Origin of the sequence: Chryseolinea sp. T2, assembly GCF_037203685.1 — a bacterium.
Classification (GTDB): domain Bacteria; phylum Bacteroidota; class Bacteroidia; order Cytophagales; family Cyclobacteriaceae; genus Chryseolinea.
Window position 1 is genome coordinate 440,766 of record NZ_JBBCAU010000004.1, and the last position, 23,246, is coordinate 464,011.

Annotated in this window: 24 protein-coding genes; 15 read left to right on the forward strand and 9 right to left on the reverse strand. The window is 47.2% G+C overall.

Annotated features, from left to right (window positions below; genetic code table 11):
* The first annotated feature begins 1 nt into the window (after position 1).
* From WBG78_RS16310 to WBG78_RS16330, 5 genes are all read left to right on the forward strand, one after another.
* Entirely contained in the window at positions 2-550 is a 549-nt protein-coding gene (locus tag WBG78_RS16310) for a hypothetical protein (RefSeq protein ID WP_337327517.1), read from the forward strand.
* 185 nt (positions 551-735) lie between these two features.
* Positions 736-1,488 carry a suppressor of fused domain protein gene (locus WBG78_RS16315; protein ID WP_337327518.1) on the forward strand — a complete coding sequence of 251 codons (753 nt, stop codon included), beginning with the start codon at positions 736-738 and terminating at the stop codon, positions 1,486-1,488.
* Between the two features lie 35 nt (positions 1,489-1,523).
* Positions 1,524-2,030, forward strand: a complete 507-nt coding sequence (locus WBG78_RS16320) for an Imm51 family immunity protein (protein WP_337327519.1) — start codon at positions 1,524-1,526, stop codon at positions 2,028-2,030.
* A 52-nt stretch (positions 2,031-2,082) separates the two neighbouring features.
* Entirely contained in the window at positions 2,083-2,511 is a 429-nt protein-coding gene (locus WBG78_RS16325; RefSeq protein WP_337327520.1) for a hypothetical protein, read from the forward strand.
* 12 nt (positions 2,512-2,523) lie between these two features.
* On the forward strand, positions 2,524-3,105 hold the full coding sequence (locus WBG78_RS16330; RefSeq protein WP_337327521.1) for a hypothetical protein: 582 nt from the start codon (positions 2,524-2,526) through the stop codon (positions 3,103-3,105).
* Between the two features lie 24 nt (positions 3,106-3,129).
* On the opposite strand, the gene WBG78_RS16335 is transcribed toward WBG78_RS16330, so the two are convergent.
* On the reverse strand, positions 3,130-4,293 hold the full coding sequence (locus WBG78_RS16335) for a glycoside hydrolase family 172 protein (protein WP_337327522.1): 1,164 nt from the start codon (positions 4,291-4,293) through the stop codon (positions 3,130-3,132).
* A 107-nt stretch (positions 4,294-4,400) separates the two neighbouring features.
* Between WBG78_RS16335 and WBG78_RS16340 the strand changes: the two genes are divergently transcribed.
* The 3 genes from WBG78_RS16340 to WBG78_RS16350 all read left to right on the forward strand — a co-directional run bounded on the left by WBG78_RS16340 (position 4,401) and on the right by WBG78_RS16350 (position 6,594).
* Positions 4,401-4,766, forward strand: a complete 366-nt coding sequence (locus tag WBG78_RS16340) for a DUF2200 domain-containing protein (RefSeq protein WP_443092784.1) — start codon at positions 4,401-4,403, stop codon at positions 4,764-4,766.
* Between the two features lie 72 nt (positions 4,767-4,838).
* Positions 4,839-5,411, forward strand: coding sequence for a DUF1572 domain-containing protein (locus WBG78_RS16345; RefSeq protein WP_443092785.1), 573 nt, complete (start codon positions 4,839-4,841; stop codon positions 5,409-5,411).
* Positions 5,412-5,601: 190 nt separating this feature from the next.
* Positions 5,602-6,594 carry a carboxypeptidase-like regulatory domain-containing protein gene (locus tag WBG78_RS16350; protein ID WP_337327524.1) on the forward strand — a complete coding sequence of 331 codons (993 nt, stop codon included), beginning with the start codon at positions 5,602-5,604 and terminating at the stop codon, positions 6,592-6,594.
* A gap of 131 nt (positions 6,595-6,725) precedes the next feature.
* Here the strand turns inward: WBG78_RS16350 and WBG78_RS16355 are convergent, their stop codons facing one another.
* Positions 6,726-9,110 carry a tetratricopeptide repeat protein gene (locus WBG78_RS16355; RefSeq protein ID WP_337327525.1) on the reverse strand — a complete coding sequence of 795 codons (2,385 nt, stop codon included), beginning with the start codon at positions 9,108-9,110 and terminating at the stop codon, positions 6,726-6,728.
* 176 nt (positions 9,111-9,286) lie between these two features.
* Between WBG78_RS16355 and WBG78_RS16360 the strand changes: the two genes are divergently transcribed.
* The 3 genes from WBG78_RS16360 to WBG78_RS16365 all read left to right on the forward strand — a co-directional run bounded on the left by WBG78_RS16360 (position 9,287) and on the right by WBG78_RS16365 (position 11,402).
* A complete protein-coding gene (locus tag WBG78_RS16360) occupies positions 9,287-10,237 on the forward strand; it encodes a hypothetical protein (protein WP_337327526.1) in 951 nt (316 codons plus the stop codon).
* Positions 10,238-10,327: 90 nt separating this feature from the next.
* Positions 10,328-10,642: a GNAT family N-acetyltransferase gene (locus tag WBG78_RS30780; RefSeq protein WP_443092786.1), complete on the forward strand. Its 315-nt coding sequence runs from the start codon at positions 10,328-10,330 to the stop codon at positions 10,640-10,642.
* A gap of 253 nt (positions 10,643-10,895) precedes the next feature.
* Positions 10,896-11,402: an OsmC family protein gene (locus WBG78_RS16365; protein ID WP_337327527.1), complete on the forward strand. Its 507-nt coding sequence runs from the start codon at positions 10,896-10,898 to the stop codon at positions 11,400-11,402.
* Between the two features lie 49 nt (positions 11,403-11,451).
* On the opposite strand, the gene WBG78_RS16370 is transcribed toward WBG78_RS16365, so the two are convergent.
* The 5 genes from WBG78_RS16370 to WBG78_RS16390 all read right to left on the reverse strand — a co-directional run bounded on the left by WBG78_RS16370 (position 11,452) and on the right by WBG78_RS16390 (position 16,586).
* Positions 11,452-12,105, reverse strand: coding sequence for a hypothetical protein (locus WBG78_RS16370; protein ID WP_337327528.1), 654 nt, complete (start codon positions 12,103-12,105; stop codon positions 11,452-11,454).
* 387 nt (positions 12,106-12,492) lie between these two features.
* A complete protein-coding gene (locus tag WBG78_RS16375; protein WP_337327529.1) occupies positions 12,493-13,380 on the reverse strand; it encodes an alpha/beta hydrolase in 888 nt (295 codons plus the stop codon).
* A gap of 72 nt (positions 13,381-13,452) precedes the next feature.
* A complete protein-coding gene (locus WBG78_RS16380; RefSeq protein WP_337327530.1) occupies positions 13,453-14,937 on the reverse strand; it encodes an amidohydrolase family protein in 1,485 nt (494 codons plus the stop codon).
* A gap of 61 nt (positions 14,938-14,998) precedes the next feature.
* On the reverse strand, positions 14,999-15,904 hold the full coding sequence (locus WBG78_RS16385) for a hypothetical protein (protein ID WP_337327531.1): 906 nt from the start codon (positions 15,902-15,904) through the stop codon (positions 14,999-15,001).
* 148 nt (positions 15,905-16,052) lie between these two features.
* Complete coding sequence (locus WBG78_RS16390) at positions 16,053-16,586, reverse strand: PadR family transcriptional regulator (protein ID WP_337327532.1); 534 nt, start codon at positions 16,584-16,586, stop codon at positions 16,053-16,055.
* A gap of 367 nt (positions 16,587-16,953) precedes the next feature.
* Here WBG78_RS16390 and WBG78_RS16395 point away from each other — a divergent pair, with 367 nt between their 5' ends.
* Together WBG78_RS16395 and WBG78_RS16400 are read left to right on the forward strand one after the other, a co-directional pair.
* A complete protein-coding gene (locus tag WBG78_RS16395) occupies positions 16,954-17,559 on the forward strand; it encodes a hypothetical protein (protein ID WP_337327533.1) in 606 nt (201 codons plus the stop codon).
* 168 nt (positions 17,560-17,727) lie between these two features.
* Positions 17,728-18,399, forward strand: coding sequence for a cupin domain-containing protein (locus tag WBG78_RS16400; protein ID WP_337327534.1), 672 nt, complete (start codon positions 17,728-17,730; stop codon positions 18,397-18,399).
* A gap of 132 nt (positions 18,400-18,531) precedes the next feature.
* Here WBG78_RS16400 and WBG78_RS16405 read toward each other — a convergent pair whose 3' ends face one another.
* Both WBG78_RS16405 and WBG78_RS16410 read right to left on the reverse strand, forming a co-directional pair.
* Positions 18,532-20,298, reverse strand: coding sequence for a sulfatase family protein (locus tag WBG78_RS16405; RefSeq protein WP_337327535.1), 1,767 nt, complete (start codon positions 20,296-20,298; stop codon positions 18,532-18,534).
* Between the two features lie 123 nt (positions 20,299-20,421).
* Positions 20,422-22,068 (reverse strand): alpha/beta hydrolase-fold protein, encoded by a 1,647-nt coding sequence (locus WBG78_RS16410; RefSeq protein ID WP_337327536.1) that lies wholly within the window; start codon positions 22,066-22,068, stop codon positions 20,422-20,424.
* A gap of 211 nt (positions 22,069-22,279) precedes the next feature.
* Between WBG78_RS16410 and WBG78_RS16415 the strand changes: the two genes are divergently transcribed.
* Together WBG78_RS16415 and WBG78_RS16420 are read left to right on the forward strand one after the other, a co-directional pair.
* On the forward strand, positions 22,280-22,627 hold the full coding sequence (locus tag WBG78_RS16415; RefSeq protein WP_337327537.1) for an MmcQ/YjbR family DNA-binding protein: 348 nt from the start codon (positions 22,280-22,282) through the stop codon (positions 22,625-22,627).
* A gap of 59 nt (positions 22,628-22,686) precedes the next feature.
* The gene (locus WBG78_RS16420) at positions 22,687-23,187 is read left to right on the forward strand and encodes a GNAT family N-acetyltransferase (RefSeq protein WP_337327538.1); all 501 of its coding nucleotides are present in this window, start codon (positions 22,687-22,689) and stop codon (positions 23,185-23,187) included.
* Positions 23,188-23,246 lie beyond the last annotated feature (59 nt).

Below are 23,246 nucleotides of genomic sequence, written 5' to 3' on the forward strand. Positions count from 1 at the left end.
CATGAGAAGACGATCGACACTGCTTTGGCTATCGGGTGCTACGCTCATTGGCGTTGCGATAGTTTATTTGGAAATTCTTCCTGTATTCATTCCCCCTTTACTTTTCGGACTAGGCCTTGTCTCAAGCAATGATGGCTACATGAAATACAGATTGAGCCACATAGTCATTCCAACTACCTTCGGAGTTGTATTCCTGTGGGGGACACTTCCGTTTTTCTGGCTGGGCCTATTATTGGAACTCGGCCCATTCGGGACTACGTTGACAAGCTGTATAGGATGCTTCCTGATGACTTGCCTCACCGTCAGACTAACACTCAGAGAACTTTACTTCGGTCCCGGTCATCTTGCCTTGCTAGTTACGATGGCATTCATAACGGTGTACCTGCATGCGCTCCTCACTGGTCAATCATCATCAACCTACGAAGGAGCATTAATGGAACCGTTCGCCCTAACTATATTGCTATACCAGTTGTCGATGACCGTTACATTTATGGCAATGATGACCCCAATAGGTCCTCGATTCGGCCGCTGGAGGAAACAAAACTCCTAAACTCCCTTGCCTCCCGAATCTGGATTTTATCCCGTGGCGGTCCGACGATCTGTCTGGAACGAAGTCGCACACTTCGATCGGATCACCACAACGCAATCCTACACGCCACAGGTTTGATCATTGCTTTTTACTTCGTATCTTAAAGAACCAAACGTTAGCAACACCCAATAGTTAACCCCACACGCATGGAGGAGTTAGAAGAATCCGAATCCGGAGCAAGAATCTTTCGCTACTCAGAAACCCAGGAAAACAAGTTTGAACCCGCTGTCGGCGACAGCGAAAACATCGAAGCGATTTCCGAACACATCGAAAAACATGTCGGACCAATCGAAATGGTATTCCATGAGATCGTTTCCGACCAGGTGCACATCGACGTCCATTGGGTTAAGCCCAGCGATAGCATACCGTTCCATGTGCTGATAACCTCCGGGATGAGCGACAAGCCGATGAATGTCCCTGAAGGCATAGATGCTCCTAAACACCTTGAACTTTGCCTCCTGCTCCCGCCCGACTGGAAAATGGAAGGCATGAAAGAAGAGTCAATGGAGGAGATATTTTCCGACGAGAATGTGTACTGGCCCGTCCGTTGGTTAAAGACCATGGCAAGATTTCCTCATTCCTATAACACGTGGCTGGGTGTTCAGCACACCTTACCCAATGGAGAAAATGCTGAGCCTTTTGCTGACTCGACTAAACTCGGATGTATGATGCTCTTACCGAGCATAAGTCTGGGGGAAGATTTCTTCGAGCTAAAAATAGAAAACACAGCAATCAATTTTCTTTGTCTGATTCCGTTATACCGGGAGGAGATGGAATACAAACTTAAGCATGGCACGGAGAAGCTGCTTGATAAGTTTGATGCCTCGGGCATCGGCGATGTTGTTGACCCTGAAAGGAAGAACGTTTGCGCGAAGAAGGGACTGTTTGGTTTATGGTGATTGGAACATTAGCGGTTATTATGGATTCCGTAGCAATGAGAAAATTTACGAGAGTATTGATACTAGCTGCATTGCTCGTGTCGACAATAACCTGCACTAAATCGACAGATAAGATGACCAACGAGAGCCGCGAAGAAATGGCGCGGAAAGAGAAGGAGGGTTTTAAACAAATTGCTGAGGCCAGCGCCGACGCCTATAGCAAGATGCCTTACTTCCCTGCTCAGGTGTCAGCCGATGCTCAGTTCTTTTCTGTTCAAATTACCGCTACTTCGAGCATGTTCTTCACAGATGAATTTGACCAGCATGGCCTGTATGGCAATGGTTATTGTTGGGCAGGAATCGTAGAGCAGTTGCTGGAAGAAAATAATCCCGCCCTTCTGAAGAAAGTAACACTCGATCCGGAAGCCGATACATGTTTCATTTCATGCCCTAATGAAGAAGTAATGAATGAGCTTGCGAAGGCGCTTCATGAATCTTTTTCGACAAAGGAAAAAATGCTGAATGTTTTGAAGTCAGCGGACAAGTCACGTTTGGATTGCTAGCTGATATCTGCCAATGACAACAATGGTGTTTAAGTAATACAAGATTTAGTTTATGAGGAAGCAACTAGCGGTTCTCGCCCTTTTATACGCAGCCATGTCGTGTGACAAAGATTCAGATGCTACGCCCACTGAAGATGCAATGCTCGGGCTGTGGAACCGGGAGATCGTTTATTTGAATGGGACCAACTCAGATCAGATCTGGGACAACCTGAATGGAACAAACCACTTACAATTTAATAGGGATAAAACGTTCGGGCGAGCATATGAAATCGGTCATTGGGTACTGTCAGGGAAATCACTAACGCTTGACCGGGACGAATCAACGGGAGGTCGCGACTGGATTTATGATATAATTGAAAACTCAAAGGACAAACTCGTTCTGGAGATTAAACTTCGGGAAAGCGAGTACTGCTGCGACTTCGACGCGTTTTCCGATACAGAGATAATTACTATACGTGAAGTTTATCGGAAGGTGACTTAATGCTTATCATTGATGAGCCTCAATGATGTTGCAGTCATTCTTTCTCCAATGAACTTTATGACATTTTGGATACTCGTAATTTCAGGCTTCCTCATTCTAATCGGCGGACTCCTTTTTCTGAGTTACTGGATTCCGAAGAAGCTTGGAAACAGAAGGTTAGGTGTCTGGCTATCGCGTCTTCTGGCAGCTGCCTTGGTCGTTTGGGCGGGATCAGTCGCGCTCAAAGACTACCTTTTCTTCAAGACCGATGCAAAAGAGTTCCTGGCAAGGCAAAACATCATCTTGAATGATGAATTTGAAATATTGAATAATGACGATGACGAGATCCTTGGGGCATTTCAAAGATTCCAGCTGGAGATTTCGGACAATGACAGAGAAAAATTGATTGCATCTATAGTAACCTCCGCGAATTTTGGAGCAGATTCCATTAACCCGTTAGAGAATAATCAAATCACGATCAAGAACTATCAGGAGGGAGATCTATATATCCGAAAAAAGCGGACGTCATACGGACAGAATCAAGTACCCCTACTTGAGATAGTAGAAGTAGACAAGAATTCTAACGTAGTGACTTGTTATACCTACAACCCTTAACTTGATCCAACCACGACACATTATCTAGTGGATCTCGATCTCTGCCTTCGCTGGCAGCTTCGGGAACGCTCCATGCGGTTCACGCTGGTACCAGTAGGCCACCGTTATAATATCCGACTCCTGTGGCAGATAACCTCCCTGGCGCCAGCCAAGGTCCTGAATCGTAACCTTCAGATCAGAATCAAAACGGATCGGGTCCTGAATATGCCAGCGGTACATGCCGAAGCGCTGTTGGGAAACGTATAGCCCATCCGGTCGGATTACCTGGTGCAATCCTGCGTAAGGTGTGCTGAACTCTTCGTACTGCTTCTTCGCCTTGTTCTCGAAATTGTAAGAACCACAAAAGTAATCTTCTGTGCCGGTCCCAACAATGGTTGCGTTGTCTTTATCACCATCCATGAAGAACTTGATTTCGCCTTCACCCCACCAGCCATTGTTACGAGTGCCGAGGGCCATGTACGTGCCCACATATTGTCCTTTGCCTTTCACGCCATCGAGAATGGTGTGCAGCGATCCTTTGTTCGGGTTCGAGCGGCGATACTGGGCATGGAAGTATGCCTCATCGTCGCCAACGGTCGTCAACGTATAGTCTACCTGGTAGTAAAGGCGCATGGCTTCATCGGGGTTGATGTTCTCCACGGTGATCTTGCACTTCTTCCGGAACGGCATCTTCCAGTAGCTGTTGAAGGCGCTTCCAGGATTCACGGTCATCGCCAGTGAATTCATCGGAGCGTACGTGTTCCAGGCCATGCCAAAGAACGCACCGATGGGAGCCTCAACAGACGGCGTCTTCTCGTCGTCCCAATAGAAGCGGATTACAGAGAACTGCCAGTTGCCGGTCGGCGTCATCCAAATGTGTTGAATGGCACCGGATCCATCGATCTCTGCAATTGTAAATGTCTCTTTCGGATTGATAATGATAAAAGGATTCACCTTCCAGCCAGTGCCAAGTTCGTCAGCTTCGTTGGCCGCGTTCGCCACATTGCGTTGTCCTTTTTGTTTGATCGGATCTGCGAGCGCGCCTTTTCCCTTTTCTCCGGTAAAATTTTCAGGACTTATCGAACGCGTCTTGGCATCCGACAATCTTGAGAGGTTGCTCATGTTCATGTCGAGACCATCGAACTTTGATTGCGCATTGGTGATGATCCCACACAAAATCAGTAGGAGTGAGAAGGCAAATTTTTGCATTGACGTCTGTTGGTTAGCTATTTCTAAAGATATGTTATTTTCGTTATAAATTAGTAGAGCCGGTTTGCATCATCAATAAGTTGAAATAGGATTGCATTGACAAATGGATGAGTGGTATGAAAACGGATAACACGAGAGTATACAGGTATACCTTTGCAAGCATCTACCTTTTGTATATTCAGAAGGTGGAGAAGAAGGAGCGCACGAAAGATGAATTGGACGAGGTGCTGTTCTGGCTCACTGGCTATAACTCGAAAACATTGCAGGGTCAGATCGATAAGAAAGTGGACCTCGAAGCCTTCTTCGCCCAGGCACCGCGTATCAACCCGAATGCATCGTTGATTACCGGTCTGATCTGCGGCTATCGCGTCGAGGATATCGAGGACAAGCTCATGCAAAAGATCCGCTACATGGATAAATTGGTAGATGAGCTGGCAAAAGGCAAAAAGATGGAGAAGATCCTGCGCCAGTAGTGGCTGTATTTCTCCACTCTCACACTGTTCCTCACTCTGAATTTCACTCTCACACTGTTCCTCACTCTAATTATGGTTGACTTCCTCGACTCCTCCATCAAACAATTCGAGTACTACAGGCTCCTCGGCGACAAGACCTTCGCCCAGCTAACCGACGACCAGCTTTTCTGGGAGTACTCCGAAGGCTCGAACAGTATCGCAGTCGTTGTAAGGCACCTGTGGGGCAATATGCTATCACGCTGGACTGATTTCCTAACCACCGACGGCGAAAAAGAGTGGCGCAACCGCGACGACGAGTTTGAAAACAACATCACCAGCCGCCAGGACTTATTGGATAAATGGAACGAAGGCTGGAACTGCCTGTTCAAAACACTGAATTCACTGACTCCCACTGACCTTGATAGGATCGTATACATCCGCAATCAGGGCCACACGGTCATGGAGGCCATCAACCGCCAGTTGGCACATTATCCTTACCACGTAGGCCAGATCGTCCTTATCGGAAAGATGCTCACTGGCAATCAATGGAAGTCTTTGTCCATTCCCAGGTGCAATTCGAAAGACTACAATGCGGATAAATTCTCAAAGCCAAAGAAGAAGGGTCATTTCACCGACGACTATCTGGATGACAATACACGCGTATAACGGGTATTCACTCTTCGTCACTCTCACACTGTTCCTCACTCTGTTTTTCGTGCCCTGTTCTTTATGATAAAAGATAAAATAACGCAGTCAGCACAATATTGATAAAGAGATCCTGTTTGCTTAGATAAGATTCGGTTGGGTAGTAGGGTTTGGTTGTCAGATATGTTAACTTAATAAAGTTGTTACCATCATGAACCTGAAGTTGTCTGTATTGTCATTCTGGATCGCAGTATTGCTACCGTTGTGTACGAACGGTCAACATAAACTCACCGGCGTTTTAAGAGACTCAGTGGGGCATACATTTCTGGCCGGTGCTACGGTGACGATCGAGGGCCAGAATAGGTCCACGAACGCCAATGGGGCGGGTGAGTTCGAGATCGAATCACGTACAGCCACAGCCATGGTCACTTTTTCATACATTGGATACAGGACAATAACGCGCAAGGTTGTGGCCGACAACCGTGCCGTGATCGACATGAATCTCGATATGGAGGCTCTGCAAAATCGCGCGGTTGTCAGGACTAGTTTCGAACTCGGCTACTATGGCGAACCGCGATATGCACCGTTTGGGGTCATTCTCACGAATCATTTGCAGTCCATCGGTAACACTCAGCTTGGAATTACCTCAATTTTTAAAGTCTGGCAGGATGAATATGGCTTCGAAGCCGCTATCAACAAGGAATTGTTCGGAGGTATAAGGAAGGTAGTGGATAACGTTTTTGTTGGTTACAAAACAGTCGATTACGCGCCTTTTGTATACAGTTTGAAGCAGGTGCGCGGTGTAGTTTCGCGTTCGATACCATCTGCCTTTTTGTCCATCGATGCAGGAGCTGCCTATAACGAAACCTTCTCGAACAATGAAACTGGAATTGCCTTCCAGTACTATGTTTCCGGATCACTGGGGGCCACGAAAGTTATCAAGTGGTTCCTTACGCCCGCCCTTTCGGGGTTGGGATTTCATGGAACAGTGAACTATCATCCACTCCGTACAATTTATGAGGTAGGTACTTTTAAGTCCTTCTCATTTAAAAGGTTTCCGTCTATGGTGGCTATGGTGAAGTACTACAACTATCAGGAAATCGATGGCTGGATGCTTTCGCTGCGGTTTAATCTCTTCAGTAATGAGTACTACTGCTGCTATTCCTATGCCGCTCACGCAAGGGAAATCGCGGCCTTCCGATAGTACAGACGCTTTGAACCTACCCGCATTTCCCTTTTAAATTTTACATTTAGAGTTTACATTCTGCGGTTGCATTGTGCTCTTACATTCTTCGGTCCGCATTCTATCAATAACTCTCCCTTCCCTCTGACCAACTATCTTAAAATGTTCTTCAGTTCTCCGCTTGCTTCCAACCGATTTATAGCATTCAAAAACGCCATCTTTCGGAATTGCTTGTCATGATTTATTTGCGCCGTCAACTTTTGAAAATCATCCCTGCTCCTTAGTGGTTCCAGCATTGGATCGTTTTTGTATCCCCAGTCCCAGCCGTGCTGATGATGAAGAGCACTGTCGAGGCATTGAACGGCCAGGTCATAGTTTCCAAAGTACGTGTTGTCTACTGCCATGTCATAGTAGATGGAACCATTCACATACCAGGCTCCTGTACTTCGTTTGCCGGCAAGTTGTTCCTCGCGAATGTTCAGGTCTTCGCGAAACAGTACATCCGCTTCTTTCTTCCTGCCCATTTTCAAATACACCATTCCCAACCTGTGACGGAACGCAACTGTTTGTGTGGAGTCCTCAAATCGCGATTCAATTTCCTTGTACCTCGACCAGTATTTCGCTGCATTTTCGTAATCACCGGTAAGGTAATATAGCCACGCAAGGTCGTCGATAATTTGGTTGGATTCGGGAATCAACTTCTCTGTCGCCTTCCCCGATACTAAACCTTTTTCATACTGTCCGCTAAACCAGTATATGGTCGTCTGCTGGAGAAAGGGGCGAAAGCTCTTGTTGCCCATGCTTATTGACTTGTCGATGAGTCTGGTTTGCAGGTCATACTCTTCCAGATTGAAGAACGGTTGAGAAAGTGCTACATAATAGTCGGGGTCTGCTATCGAGTATTGTTTTGTTATCCCTCTCAGGATCATGTCGGCACCTCGTTCATCGCCATGGCGAAGTAGCTGCATTCCATAGGCGCGCAATGCGTCCGCATTATTGGGAGCAAGCCGATAGGCAATTGACTCAGCATCTTCAGCCTCCGCGATTCTCCCGAGATAACGATAAACATTGCCTTGCACGATGTAACCCTCAGGTGAAGACGGATCTATGCTAATAGCTTTCGCACAGTAGAACAAAGCTGAGTCTTGCCATAGTGTTTGCTTCACTCCAAATGTCCGGAGATTATACCATGCGCGCGCTTTCAAGGCGTACGCTTGCGAAAAGTTAGGATCGAGTTGCAACGCCTTGTCAACCATTTGTAAAATGGTTTGAAGCTCAGCCTTCGATCCGTTGAACCAGAAACGACCCTCTCGTGCCCTCAAAAAATAGTCGTAGGCAAGTGCATTTTGAGAAGACTCTTTCTGAATATTCTTTCGCTCCGTTGCTGTTAGTCTTGCTTCCAGCGCGTCAGCAATTTGAATGGCGATCTCACTTTGAAGCGCGAGTACATCTTTCACTTCCCTATCGTAGCTTTCAGACCAAAGGCGAACATCGGTTTTTGCATCAACGAGCTGAACAACAACCCTGATTTTGTCACCTACGCGACGAACACTTCCTTCAACTACATTGCCGACGGCCAGTTCATCACCAATCTCAGTAATTGCCTTTTGCGTGCCTTTGTATTGTAGCGTCGACGTCCGCGATTTTACTTTCAGGTCAGCTATCTTGGTCAGATGATTGAGGATGTCTTCCGAAATCCCATCGCTGAAGTAATCCTGTTCCGGATCATTGCTCATATTGGTAAATGGCAGTACGGCGATTGATTTATCGGTGACATCAGCAAGTTTTTTTCCAAAGCCCCCAAAGTAATAATAAGCAAAGCTGACGATGCCCAGCACAACAACTGCGGCAGCAAGCCACCCAAGATTTCGCCGGCTGTTTAATGAAATCAGGTCTTCAGATCTTATTGCGAACGCTTGCTCGGGCAGATGTCGTGGCGTCTGCATTCCGGTAACCAATTCCTTAATAGCTCGCGCCACTTTATTGATCTGGTCGCGATAAAAAGTGTGGTTGAGATTTGCCTTGTTGTCTTCTTCATTGTGTTTTAACGGCCGCACCACGCCGGTGCTGCGATAGATGAATTCAACTCCACGAATGGGTCCTCCAAGTTCGGCCTCCAGGAGTTGTTTGTCGTCGGCATCAAGGTCGTGAATCGAAACGGGTAATATTCTGCTGGCAATGTTCCTATTGATCAATTTAACTTTCAATCCAAACTCATCCTCTGATGCGTTTTTTCGGAAGGCCAGGAATTCGTGTTGCCAGGCGAAAGCCTTCGGATCGCAATACGTTTGCGAAATGATCGGAATGAATACAAGGCATTTTAATCTCTTCTCAAGGGATGATTGGACATCATGGGTTTCCAGGAGCCCATCAGTAGGATTGCAGTCGAAGTATATTGATATGTCTTCTTTGAAAATGGATTCAAGCTCCGTCCGTAGCGAATCGACAAATTCCGTTACCCAGTGATCGCCTTTATTGTCCTTCTGGCGGTAACTGACAAATACGTCGCATTCATAGCCTGGTATGAGGGCGGGCATATACCAAAGATAACAAATTGAGGGATAAGTGCCGGTGTGGATTTATGGCCATATCACTGGTTTCAGTGACACCATGCCTTCCCGTTTTAAATTTTACATTCAGAGTTTTACATTTTGCGGTTGCATTCTGCCATCATAATTTGCAATTGGAAATTATCAGGAGAACTCTAGCCCTAATGAAAACAGTGCGGGAGAAATATGGCTTATTGGTAATCGGTATCCTGGTTGGCATCGCCTATGCCATCATTACCCGGATCGCCTTTGGTGAGAAGGCCATGCTGGCTTCGGTTACTTACCTTTTCCTCATTCCAACTGTTCTCGGTATGGTACCGCTTTTGTTCGCCAGTCACGAACAGTTAAGGTCGTACAGGAACTTTATCTTCATTCCCTGGCTGGTCGTCGGCTCTTCATTGATGATGATGGTGGCTTTGGATCTCGAAGGATTGATTTGTCTGATCATTCTGGGCGCTCCGTTTTTCATGCTGGCAACCCTTGGGGCGTTTATCGTCCGGCTTGTTCAGTTAAACAGGGAAAGTAAAAACAAAGGAAAGATCATCGGTCTGCTGATACTCCCCTTTCTTTTGTCGCCTGCCGAGAACTTCGTTACGAGTCCGAGCGAGGTATACGAAGCGAAAAATACAGTCATCATTTCTTCGACGGCTGCGAACATCTGGGAAAACATCGTAGAGGTCGATGAGATTTCAACTGATGAATACGAGTCTGGATTCTTCAACGACCTCGGAATCCCGCGACCAGTAAGTGCATCAGTAGATAACCGTAAGGTGGGAGGTCACAGGATCGGTCACTTCGGCGGCGGACTGGTCTTCAACGAACTGATTACTCACTATGATTCTTTGAAGAAGGTGGCGTTTGAAATCGATGTCGATTCAAAAACCGTAAGCGACAATGTCTTCGATCAGCACGTTTTGAATGGCAACTACTTCAGGTTTGTAGATGCCACGTACACGCTGACAGAACTGCCGGACGGTAGAGTAGAACTTGCGCTTGCCTCGAAGTATCAGCTTACGTCGAAGATAAACTTCTATGGGAAGTTCTGGGGCGACATTATATTGGAGGACTTCCAGAGCCGTCTGCTAGTGGTGATCAGAAAGCGATGCGAACAGTGATTTAACAGCCATCAGGTTTTTGATTTCTGGTCGCGGTCCCTAAGTTGGCACGATTCGATAGAACTTACAAGCTTCAAGTACAATAACGGGATGATACGAATAATTGAGCGTAGAGATAAGGATCTTGATGCTTTGCGAAATCTTTTTTTGAGGACAAGGCTGATTACTTTTTCTTGGGTTGATACATCACAATTCATGCTATCAGACTTCGAAAAAGAAACCGATGGCGAGTATATTTTGGTGGCTCTCGACGGTGAACTGTTAGTTGGATTTGTTTCCATATGGATAGCTGACAATTTTGTTCATCATTTATATGTTGACGAAAAATATCATAATAAGAATATTGGATCTGAATTGTTGAAAACTGTGATTGATAAAATCGGGTTGCCCATTAGACTAAAATAACGTGAAAGCGGTAGGCTTCTACAGGCAAAAAGGGTTTGTTGAAAAGGAGAGGGGGAAATCTAAGAACGGAACATACATTTTGTTTGAACTAATCGATTCGGGAACATCGTAAACCCGCATTTACGCGATAAATATTTGGAGTTGGCGTTCTTGTACATCGTCATCCTGTCATCCATCTTGCATTAAAACAATTGGACGGTGGCGATGTTTGTCTTCGCCGCATAATAAAAAAAATTAAGCTACTCGCATTGATATGGATTCCGAAGCACTCAAGGCCCTTCAGGCGCCTCTAAAAGAAAAGTATAAAAGCACACCCGAGTCTGCGCTGATCACGTTGCGTGCGCACGGCAACATAGGGGAGGGCATCTCCTGCAAAGTGGCCACGGGCCGTGCCATGGTTGAAGCAGGTCTTCACCCTGCAACGGGAGGGACAGGCGAACTGGCCTGCTCTGGTGATTTGCTCCTGGAAGCGCTCGTCGCTTGTGCTGGCGTTACATTGAAAGCCGTTGCCACGGCAATCAACTTTCAGTTTGATGGTGGTACAGTATTGGCAGAAGGCGATCTCGACTTTCGCGGAACGCTTGCAGTCGCGAAGGATGCCCCCGTTGGTTTCAGGGTAATAAGATTGAAATTCGAGTTGAATACTTCCGAAGACAGGGAGAAAATTGATACGCTTCTAAAACTAACCGAGCGGTATTGCGTGGTGTATCAAACTATTGTCAGAGGCACGGAGGTAACGGCAATGATCGGTGCAGCTTAAGTGCCACTACAATAAGCCGCTCTTTTGTTGTGAATGTGAATAGGCTTCACTACTTACCGTCGCGTAGCGCTTTCATCTTCTTGAAGCCGTTCGGATCTTTTGGATCCAAAACCCATTTTTGTTCGCCAGGCACATTACCGCAGGTAAGGCTTGCCCTGGCTTCATTATGGGGTAGGTCAATTGCAACCACGGAGATCACGGTTCCGGCAAGGTTGGCATTGATGACCGTAGTGAAATATCTCCATAAGCCTTTCTTGCCTCTTAACTGCGCCTCACCCTTTTCAAGGATTTTTCCATTTTCAGTTTCAATTGTAACCGATAAAGACACAATCTTAAAGTCATCAGATGCCCGAATCCTGATTACCTCGCCAGGAGCACCAGTGTAGTTTGGCAACTCTATTGCGTGAATAATCGGTGCAAGTAAAAAGTCTCTCACTATGAGATTTTGTGCTGTTCTATTGGTGCCTTTCGCACGTCTTTCATAAAGCTCGCGGACAGCAGGCTGTTTTAGCTGCTCGTCTGCATATTCAACGCCTAGCCTAAAGTTCTCGAAGTGATCCCTTTGCTTTCTTGAGTTTGTTTTGCGCTTCTTAGGCTTGTTCTGCATCACTCTCCGGCCATCCTTATACTCCTTAATAATGATGTTATCTCCGATTTTTCCGGACACACCTTTCAAAAGCGGGTTGTTCTTAATTCGAGCCATATTGCCGTTACTATTTGCCTGAAATCTTGTCTGCTCCAAAACTGGTTTTATTCCGCTGGTTCAACACTATGGCCACTTTATTGCGACTCTATGGCCACCCTATGGCTGGAATTGTTATTTCGTATGAAATTGAGCTGGAAAATGGGGTGCCGTCGTGTAGTGTTACGAAATTGAGCTAAAAAACGCGTTTTGGTTGACGGCCATGACCAAAAGACTCAAAATTCAATCAACCGCTTAAATTCTAACCACAACTTTCAGGAACGGCCATTGTGAATATAACAAACAGGATCTATATAGTAGCGAACAATCAGCTTAAAACATCTAAATCCTGAGCTCGCTTTGAAGACAAAAGCCGTGCCGCCTTTGCTAATTCTTAACTCTTAATTCTTAATTTTTAACCGTGTTGCCATTCGCTTCCAGTATCCTATGAAAGAACAACACATGGTACGGAAGTGAATTCTGCCAATACGGCCACGTGTGTGCCCCTGGATGTTCAGTGTAATCATGAGGCGTGCCGTTGTAAACAAGTCTCCGGTGAAGCTCGCGATTCGCGTCGATAAGAAAGTCATCAACCCCACAGTCAATAATGATGGGCAATCTATTTTTCTTTATTGTCTCAGCCATGCTGATGATAGAATTATCAATAAACACCTGGTCATTGGGATTTGATGTACCAAGAAGTCGCATATATCGGTCAGCAAGTGACTTGGCGAAGTCTTCATTGATTTTGTACCGCGTCCAGTTCATATCCATTGCTCCGCTCATCGTTCCTGCCGCGCAGAACAGATCGGGATGCCTTGCGGAAAGGTACATGGCACCGTGCCCACCCATCGAAAGTCCGGTGATCACTCGTCCTTTGTTGCTTTTTATGGTTCTGTAGGTCTTGTCGACGAGCGGAATAACTTCCTTCGTCACATGCGTTTCAAACTGGCTGCCCTTATCCACGGGACTGTCGAGATACCAACCAAATGTTTCTCCCTCGGGCATCACGATGATAAGATTGTACTGATCGGCGAGGTTCTTCACGGCCGATTTATCCGGCGTCAGCTTTAGCCAGTCGCTGAAGTGTCCACCGCCTCCATGCAACAGGTATAGCACCGGATAAGAAGCCTTGCTCTTGGCATATGATTCTGGGAGCACAACGGCTGCCTTATACGTCTTGCTCATCGACGCGCTGGCGACTGCGAGGCTATCGACCTTGGCGGCCTGAACTTTGATAAACAGCGTACACAGTATCGCGAGCGTTGACAGCCGCTTCAGATTAAGGGTTGACATTGGTGGAAGGTTTGTGTTTAATTCAAGATAGCACATTAAGTGGATATCGAGCATGAACTGGTTAAGCGATGTTCAATTTCTGGAGCGATCAAGTTGCGTCTTCTTTTCTTCAGCAGACTTTAAAATATTATCAAGCGATGTACGATCGTAGTAGTTCCCGAATTTCATCACGCCATTAATCGCTCTAAGCGCGCGTATGTCTTCAAGCGGATTCTTATCCAGTACAACCAGGTCGGCCTGCTTTCCCTCTGTTAATGTACCGACCTGCTTCTCGATGCCGAAATATTTTGAACCGTTGATCGTTGCCGTCTTCATAATGTCCGGTGCCTTGAGCCCTGCTTCCTGAAAGATCTCAAGTTCCTGTATCAGCGACTCTGCAGGATACACATAGGTATTCAGCGCTGCAGCATCGCTTCCAGCGATAATCCGAATTCCGGATTGATGAATCAACGGTAATTGATTCCGGAGGAACAGATATCGGTCCTTGCGCTGTTGTCTTTGTTCGGCGGTCTCGTTGCTCATCCGTTGAATGCGCCATTGGTAATTGGAAACGAATTTCTCCGTGAGAAACCGTAGGGGCATGTCCTTGCTATGATCCGTTTCACTTAGGTAGGCCAATTCGCGCCCGCCGATGAACGTGGGACAAACGAACAGTCCTTTCTTTCCCAGTGCCGTAAACTTTTGCAAAGCCACACCGCGATCGAATCCTGAGGAATAATTCTGTTCGGCTTCTGCCTTGGTGATCTTTCCGGAAGTAAGATCACGGGTGATCTGTTCATCGTCACTTCCAAGCCGGAGCAGATAGCCAGCATGCTCTACGCTGGTGAATCCGGCATCAACTAATTGGGAGATGGTGAGGTCGATGGGCACGTGCCCTGAGACTCTGTATCCGCGCGCATGTGCAGCGGCGACGCTCTTGAGAAACAGTTCTCCTCCAAGTGTATTCTCCGTGATCTTCACAAAATCAACTTTATATTTGTCGAGAAGGTTGAGCATGTCGTTCAGCTCGGTTTCATTCTCAATCTCGAGGTCGCCCTTCCAGATCGAGTTTTTCCCCTCCAGCTTTCTTCCGGCAGTGAAGATCGTCGGCCCTACAATGTTGCGTGTATTGATATCGTTGCGCCACGCAAGTACCTGCTCGCCAAGGTCACTGGCGCAATCGCGAATGGTGGTGATCCCATACGCCAGGAAGACGGGTAATAACAGAGCATTGTCTTCTACGAGCTCGGCCCCTTCAAGATGGACGTGCATATCCCAAAGGCCGGGGATGATGTACTTGCCTTTGCAGTCAATGCGCTTCGTGTCCTTGGATGCCTTCTTCGATAGCGTCTTGTAGTCGCCAAGGGCTTTAATCTTGTCGCCTTCAATGAGCACAGCTTGCTGGCGCAGCTTACCAGTTTCAACATCAACCACATTCCCATTAATCAGCAGCGTCGTGTTCAACTGTTGTCCGATGGCCTTAGGCGTCTGGAACAGTGCAAGTGCAAATAGGAAATGGAGTATGGTTGCCGTGCGCATGGCTGTTGGTGCCGGGCGTGAAAAATTTCCGGCGCTCAAAGATATTATGAATTTTGCTTACATGCCGCTGCCCTGTTGTTCATGAATAGGAATGAATTCATCAGCCTTGTGACGACTGGATTCTGCGCACGCGATATTTTGCATATATCCACCAGACGACCACCGCGAAAACGCTCATCGACGACATCATCTCTCTGAAGTGCCCCCATCGTACGCTATCCGGAAACAGTGCGTTGGGAATAATCAGCGTTATGCTCACAGTAGAGAACACGAGCAAAAGACTGATGAGCAAAGTCCTGGGTTGATTGGAGAACATCTGTGCCAAAGGCAGTACAAACAGTCCGAATAGAACTCCTCGGAAAAACTGAAAGGGAAAAATGACAGGGCGGTCGCGAAGATTGTCGATCAGTCCGCCAATGAATCCGTTATCAGTTTCGCGTCCTGTGTAAAAGGCGCGCAAGTCGCTCACTTGCCACGCAACGAAATAACCGAAGACGAAGTAGATCACGACGTAGATGATGCCGGTCAGTGCGAGTTTGATAAGCAGACTTTGACTGCCGAACAGATTCGATGCGCTGGCCATGTACGCTGGTCCCAATCCGGTCCGTATATCCTTCCTTCTGAAAAGTATAAGGCTCAGGGGCGCGGCCACAAGAGGAACTGTTCCGTTGGCGATCATGATCAACAGAATATCGCCAATGGTGAGCACCTTAAATGCATGACCAAAAAACATCGTCTCTATTTGCATCATGAAGGAGAGCACAAGAAATAACATCAACGGAAGTACGATCATGAGTTTCTTTTTCTCCCAGCGAGAACGTTTTACGATGTACACGATCGTAAAGCAGGTCCAGCTAATAGTTGCTAAAATATAGAGGGCGACCGACGGATCAGCACTTTGATTGATTGCCTTGAATGCGGTCGAATATGGCATCAATGCCGAAACAACGAAGAACGCGATGGTAGTCAGAAAGACCAGTAATAGAAACTTCATCATTGTTTTCATAGATAAATGGTTCGTTGATTGTTATGCGTCGATATAAAATCCCTGATTGAATTTGGACTGAGTTGTTATACCTGAGCGTCAGCCTTGTCTGAGTTTTACGCCTGATGCCCGCTGAAAATATTACGCTCTGAGAAGGCTGCCATTCAGGTCACGCTTTCCCGGAATACGCCGATTGTACTTTTTGAATCCACTTTAAGGTCGATTTGTATGAATGGATTCCGTGTTCATAGGCGAGTTTTCCACCCTTAGGCATGTGTGTTCCGGTAGTCTTGTAGTAGCTTTCCAGCTCACCGATGTATTGTTGCAGTGCCTCCGAAAAAGACGAAAGAAAACTCGATCGCTTCTTTGTGTCGTCAGTGAGATCCAGGAAGGCAATCCGTAGCGATAGTGTGTCGATGCCCCTGGTGATATCCTCACGGGTAGGAGGGCTCAGGATCCAGGCATTCAATGCACGCAGCCCGGCTTTCGTAATTGCAAACAGTTCGGTGCGTTTTTCTGAAACTTCTTTCTTCCCGATAAGTCCCTGCTTTTCAAGACGCGCCAGTGCCGGATAGATCGTTCCGGGACTGCCGCTGAATTTTCCCATCGCAGTCTTTTCAAAGACCATTCGGATTTGATAACCCGTAAAGCTGCTGGTGGCCAACAGTCCGAGAATGGAATAATCCAGGGCGGTTATTTTCATACTTTATATGTTTTAGTACGTTGCGTACTAAATTAGTACGCTGCGTACTATTATTGATCACTTGCTATGCGGTATTTTATAATGTAATACTACGACCAGTTCAACTTGATAAGACCGGTATGCCGGAAGTTTTTGACTGTCTTCGAGTGTCCTGCTATGGAGGAGAGTAACAAGCTTAATGGGGACGGTATACTGGCAGGGATTAACGCCTGAAATTGAGAGTTAGAGGGCTGTTAATTCAGGTTAACCAACGATGAAATTCAGGACTAATTATGTAAGTTGCAGTTCGTTTCAGTCAGTTTGTGTATCACTACCGTTGCGAACGAACCTTGTACCCCAAAATTGTTAACTTAACCCATGTTATCCCGTGAAGTATTTTCTGACGTTGCTGACTGCCTGCATTTGTTCATTTGCTGTGGGGCAGGAAGTTTCTGCCACTGAAAGCCAGGAAAAATCTGCAATTGCCACTTCGGCAACAGTCGCTGATTCACCGAAGCAATCGGATCTCGTCGTGCTGCACTTATATCGAAAAGGAGGTGCCGGCTTTGCACTTGTTTATAAAGTGCACCTCGATGACACGGTGCTCTGGGAATCGGTAGCGAAAACAAAAGCAACCTTCAAACTTAAGAAAACGGGCTCTCATGTCTTGTGGGCGAAGACGGAGGCACGTGAAGAATTGCCGATCACCCTCGAGCCTGGTCGCGAATATTACGTCCGTTGTGGAGTAACAATAGGCGCCTTTGCGGGGCACCCGAGTCTCACGCTCGTCGATGAAAAGGAGGGTAGGAAGGAATTTGGCGAGATCAAGGGGAATCCACGAGACATCGTTTACCTGAAGAACGGAAAACGCATCGAATGCATGATCAAACGCGAGGACAATGACAACGTTTATTGCACGATCTTGCGGAACGACAAGCAGCTGGATACCCACATCGCAAAGTCCACCATAGAAAGCATCGAAAGGCGGGAGTAACGTGAAGCACTACAAGACGCTGTATACTATTGTCAATTTCCGTTGCAACAATTTGCTTCCTTCCGGGTGTGCTGTTAACGATGGTAGGCGGGCGCTGGCGTTTTCATAAATCGTATTCGGCCTTGATCCCCGAACGACGCACAAGAATTGGGCTCGACAGACTGAATTTTGTTTATATTTATTGAAGCCGCTGCTTATTGTACATCCCCGGGAAAGTTTGAATGGATGCTGCTGAACATGGAAGGCAAGGAGCGCACTTGTCACTTTACGCGCAACCTTACCAACATGGAACGCAATACATTTCTTCAGATTTCATTGCTGGCACCATTCTCCCTGCCGGCGCTTCAAAAAGCTATTGAACAGAATCCCCAAAAGGGCTTTAAAGTTTCCGCTGGCGACGATCGTTTCCAGGAGGAATTGAATATCATGGGCGGGCAATTCAGATGCGTGGTTGCCTCCAAAGACTCCAATGGAGAGTTATTAATTTATCATACCTCGCGCCGCGAAAAGGGGGGACCTGCGCTTCACTTTCATCATGAACAGGACGAATGGTTTTACGTGCTAAGCGGTGAGTTTACAGTCAAAGTAGGCGACGACGTCTTTAATCTTAAAGCAGGTGACTCGGCCTTCGCTCCCAGAAAGATTCCTCACGCTTTTGCAAAGATCAGTGATGGCGATGCACAGATGCTCGTCCTCTTTCAACCTGCGGGTTCAATGGAAGACTTCTTCAAAGAGATGAGCAAACTGGGTAAAGAGATCCCGAAAGATCAGGAAACCAGACTGAAAGCCCTGTGGGTATCCCACGGCATGCAGATCGTTGGCGCCCCCCTGAAGTTCTGAAACGCATAATTCAGATTCGACCGAATACGATTCGCACTAGCTACCAGCATCGCCTTTTAACGCATATAAATGGAAGCCCGTAAACACCCCGACGGCCGCGAGGCCGGCCAGCAAATTCTTAATTCTTAATTCTTAATTCTTAATTTTCGCCTCTACCTCCTTCCTCCTCCCTTTAATCGCCTCTGCCTTCTCCTTACTCACCCCAAACACCTTTCCTTCCGAAGCATCAAGCATGAACTTGTCAATGTATCGCTGACTAAGCGCGGTATTGTCGCCGTACTGCGCTCTAAGTTGATCAAGGCGCGCATGAAGTTCCTTCCTCACTTTCGCATAGGCCGGGTCGTTGTAAACGTTCTTCAGCTCCTTCGGGTCCTTCTTTCGATCGATCAGCTCCCACTGGTCTTCCACGTAATAATAGTGGATCAGTTTGTAGTCTTTGGTGATAATCGCATAGTGACGGTTCACCATGTGCTCTGCGGGATACTCATAATAGTGATAGTACACCGCGTCACGTTTCCATTTTTGAGGTTCGCCCTTTAACAGCGGAACCATGCTTAGTCCCTGCATGTCCGAAGGCGCCTTCACGCCGGCTGCATCCAGAAATGTTTGAGCAAAATCCAGATTTTGAACTAACTCATCGGAACGGCTACCTGCCTTCGTCTTCCCTGGCCACGCTACGAGCAAGGGCGTCTTGAACGATTCATCATAAACGAAGCGCTTATCAAACCAGCCGTGCTCTCCAAGATAGAATCCCTGATCGGAAGTATAAACTATGATAGTGTTGTCCATAAGTTTATTGGCCTCAAGATAGTCAAGAAGCCTTCCGACATTCTCATCAACTGCTTTGATGCATCCGAGATAATCCTGCATGAAACGCTGATACTTCCACTTCATCTTCTGCTCGTCCGTCATGGTGGGATAAGCTTTCTTAAACTCATCATTGATGGAAGTGTAGGCCTTCTTGAAATTCGTTGCCTGCGTTTCATTGAAGCGTCCCATCTCGTATGCATAACGACGCTTGTCAAAGCCGATTTCAGGGATGCCGAGCTCGTCCATTACTTCAGGAAATACTTTGTTGTCACCTGCCCACGCCATATGACGAAGAACACTCATCTCTGCTTCCTTCGCGGGAGTAGTTCTGCCTGAGTAGTCGTCGAAGAGTGTTTCGGGCTCGGGAAACTTCTTATGCGTGTATTCATCGAGGTGACGTTCAGCCATGAGCCATGACCGATGTGGTGCTTTGTGCAAATACATCAGCAGGAACGGTGAGTCTTTCTTTCGGTCTTCCTGCAGCCACTTCAACGTCATGTCGGTGATGATGTCCGTAACATAACCATCGACTTTAATGTTGCCCTGCTTTTTGGTGATGAAATCGGGATTGTAGTACGCTCCCTGGTCAGGCAATATTTTGAACTCGTCAAAGCCCTTGGGACTATTTCCAAAGTGAAGCTTTCCAAACATCGCAGTCTGGTAGCCTGCGCGTTGCAGCAGGACAGGGAAGGTTACATTCGTGGTGTCGAAGGGAAAGTGATTGTCGATCTTGCCATTGCGATGTGAATGCTTCCCGGTCAATATAGTTGCTCTTGACGGTGCGCATATGGAGTTCGTGACGCTGGCCTGTGTGAACAGCATGCCCATCTTGGCGATGCGGTCGATGTTCGGCGTTTCAATGAGCTTGTTGCTGTAGGCAGAGATGGCCTGATAGGCATGATCATCGGACATGATGAACACGATGTTGGGACGGCCGTCTTTCTGGTTTTGCTGCTGGGCGATCGCTGTGGACGGTGATAATATGATGGAAAGCAGAATTAACGTCAGCACCAGGAAACCTCTAACTGTGTGCGTATTCATGGCAAGGTTAATTCCCGTTATTGTTTTGATGTCTGATAGAGTCTTCATTTGATTCATAAGCATGCCTTCAATTTCGTCCTGGAACTTGTACTATAATGCTCTATCCGCAATTTTATCACCGGCTGGAAATTAGTCAAATTATTATCAGGCAAACCAAAAATGCGCTGAGCGCTACATCTGCGGTTTTGGTGGCGTTGAAGGTGCGTCAAACGACCTTATTCCCTGGGCACTGATCTTCCTGACGAACAACTTCCCGTCACCGGAAACATATAAGCGGTCCCCGACAAGTTTAACGTCATGCGTACGCTTCGTGGTCTTCGAGAAGATGAAGTTCACCCGTCCAAGCTGATCGGATACCTGCACACCCAGATCAGTCGCGCTGTACAACGCGTTGGCGGCATCAACATCCATTCCCTGAACACCCGGGCCTGATGTGCCATACGCAATGTGATAATGAACATAGGGCTGCCCGTAGTCTATACTGCCATCTTCATTTACCTTGAATGAATAACCAAATGGAGTTTCTGAGGAGGCAACGTTCAGGAAGGTTTTTTCAGCAGAAAGCGCCACGGCGGCGGGTATGAAGTCCGTTGTGAAGTATCGCACATTCTTCTTTGCAATGTTGTAGTAACCGATCTGCGGCTTCTTCCCATCACCAAAGTAAATTCCCCTGGCAGTTGAATACATGAATTCGACATCAGAGTGTGTGGCAAGGGTTGTAGTCTCTCCTGAATTTTCGATCGACACTATCTTGCGCCCGTCTTTTACCCATCCAATGAGACCTGACGGACCAGCAGTGACCACGTCAATGGCCGTGTTGGTCTTCGTAACCTCATTCTGCGGATTCATTTTATAAAGACTTCCATGGTCAACAAAGAACAGATTGCCGTCCTTGTCGGCTGTAAACTTCCCAATCTGCTGCCCTTTCAGGGTGACTTCCTTCCAGGGTTCTCCATCGATGAGCAGATCCATTCTGGGCTTTATTCCTTTATGCGTAGCAACCGGTGCCGGATAATCTTTCCAAAGCCAGTCCATAGCCTGGCCCATGATAGATGATGCGTGTTTGCTGTCATGGCCTCCGGTTCCCCAGCTGTGTTCAACTTCGTAGCCGCCATAAGTAAGAGCGGACAGCATCGCCTGGTTAGCTGTCCACCAGTCGCCGGCGTAGATGTTGAGGTCGCTATTCCCATCTTCAAGGAAGACGCGAATTGGTTTTGGCTCCGACTTTCGCACGAGCGTCGTAAACTCATCTGCGCCTCTTAAACCAACGTAAGTGCCGATGGTACTAAGCACCCTCCTGAACTGGTCAGGGCGTTCCCACGCAACATTGAACGCGCATATCGCGCCCGAACTTGCTCCGGCAATAGCACGGCTGTCTGGATCCTTTTTGATGTTATACTTTTTCTCAACTTCCGGCAATAATTCCTCAGCGAGGAACGTGGCATACCGATCGCCAAGCGCATCGTATTCGAGGCTTCTGTTGTAGCGGGGAAACGCACCCTCACGCGATGCAGTTACTGAACCAGGATCCACAAATACGCCGATCATAACGGGGATCCTATGCGCAGCAATCAGCGAATCCATCACCTGGGGAAGCCGCCATCCCGTCGCGCGACCCAATCCATCCTGCACGACCATCAGACATGCCGGCGCTGAGGCGTCGTACTGCTTGGGCACATAATACCAATAGTTGCGCGTGGTCCCCGGATAAACACGACTTGTCAGTTGCAGGGGGCCGACAATATCCCCGATTGGCACCTGGGCAACAACAATAGCTACATTGAAGACGACGAGAACGAAAGAAAGTATCGATTTCATGGATGAAGGTTTATGAACTACGACTTCCATCGCGCATGTGGGACGCCATTCTCTGAGTCAGGTCCTGGCTATGCCGGTAGTCGTCATTGAATTTGAAGCTACTAATCTTCCCTGGATTTTCCGTAATCCGAACTCAACGTCGTCAGAAAATCGGTAATTTCGGGAAACGGAGTTTGCATACCCACCAAAGTGCAGCATCCCGTTTGCAGTTATGAATATTGAAGACATTCGAAACATCTGTGTCAGCTTTCCTCATGTAACCCAGGATATCAAGTGGGGCAACGACCTCGTGTTCTCTATCGGATCAAAGATGTTCTGCGTTGCTGGCTTAAACCAGGATCCTGCTTCTGCATCATTCAAAGTCACCGACGAGGAATTCGAAGAGATCTCTGGAAGACCACACTTCAAACCTGCTCCTTACGTCGCGAAGTATAAGTGGGTGCTGATAGATGACATCACAAAGATGCGCAAGAAGGACTGGGAACGTTACCTCAAACAATCGTACGAGCTGGTGAGGGACAAACTACCTGCTAAACTTCGCAAACAACTTGAAAAGTAGAACGTTTGTACGTCCCTGCACCGTTAGTAAACCACCGACTAAATCATCATTCCGTACTGATGCGAGATAAACTGATATACAGGCAGGCACGCCCGGCTGATGCAGAGCCCTTAAAAGAGCTTGCAGCAACTACATGGAGTCAGTTTGAGATTGTAATCGGCGCAGAGTCGTGGGCCTACTTATCCAACGCATTGAGCAAAGTTAACTATTCAACGCTGATCGATACATCCTATGGAGCCATCTGTGAAGTTGGAGATACAATTGCAGGCATGGCCTTCCTCGTCCCCAACGGAAACCCAACCGATATCTTCCCCGCCGACTGGTGTTATGTCCGGATGGTAACTGTGGATACCGCCTATACCGGTAAGGGTATTGGCCGTGGCCTTATGTCGATGTGCATTGAACATGCCCGGTCACAACACGAAAAGGTTATGGGACTGCATACCTCGGAATTTATGAATGCTGCCAGGCACATCTATGAGAGTATGGGATTCTATGTTGTAAAAGAACTCGAGCCGCGATTTAATAAGAAGTACTGGCTTTATCGCCTTGACTTGTAAACCAGTCAGAATCATAATTTTGTACCGGGTTAGGCTTGTGCTGTAACGCTATATAAGCC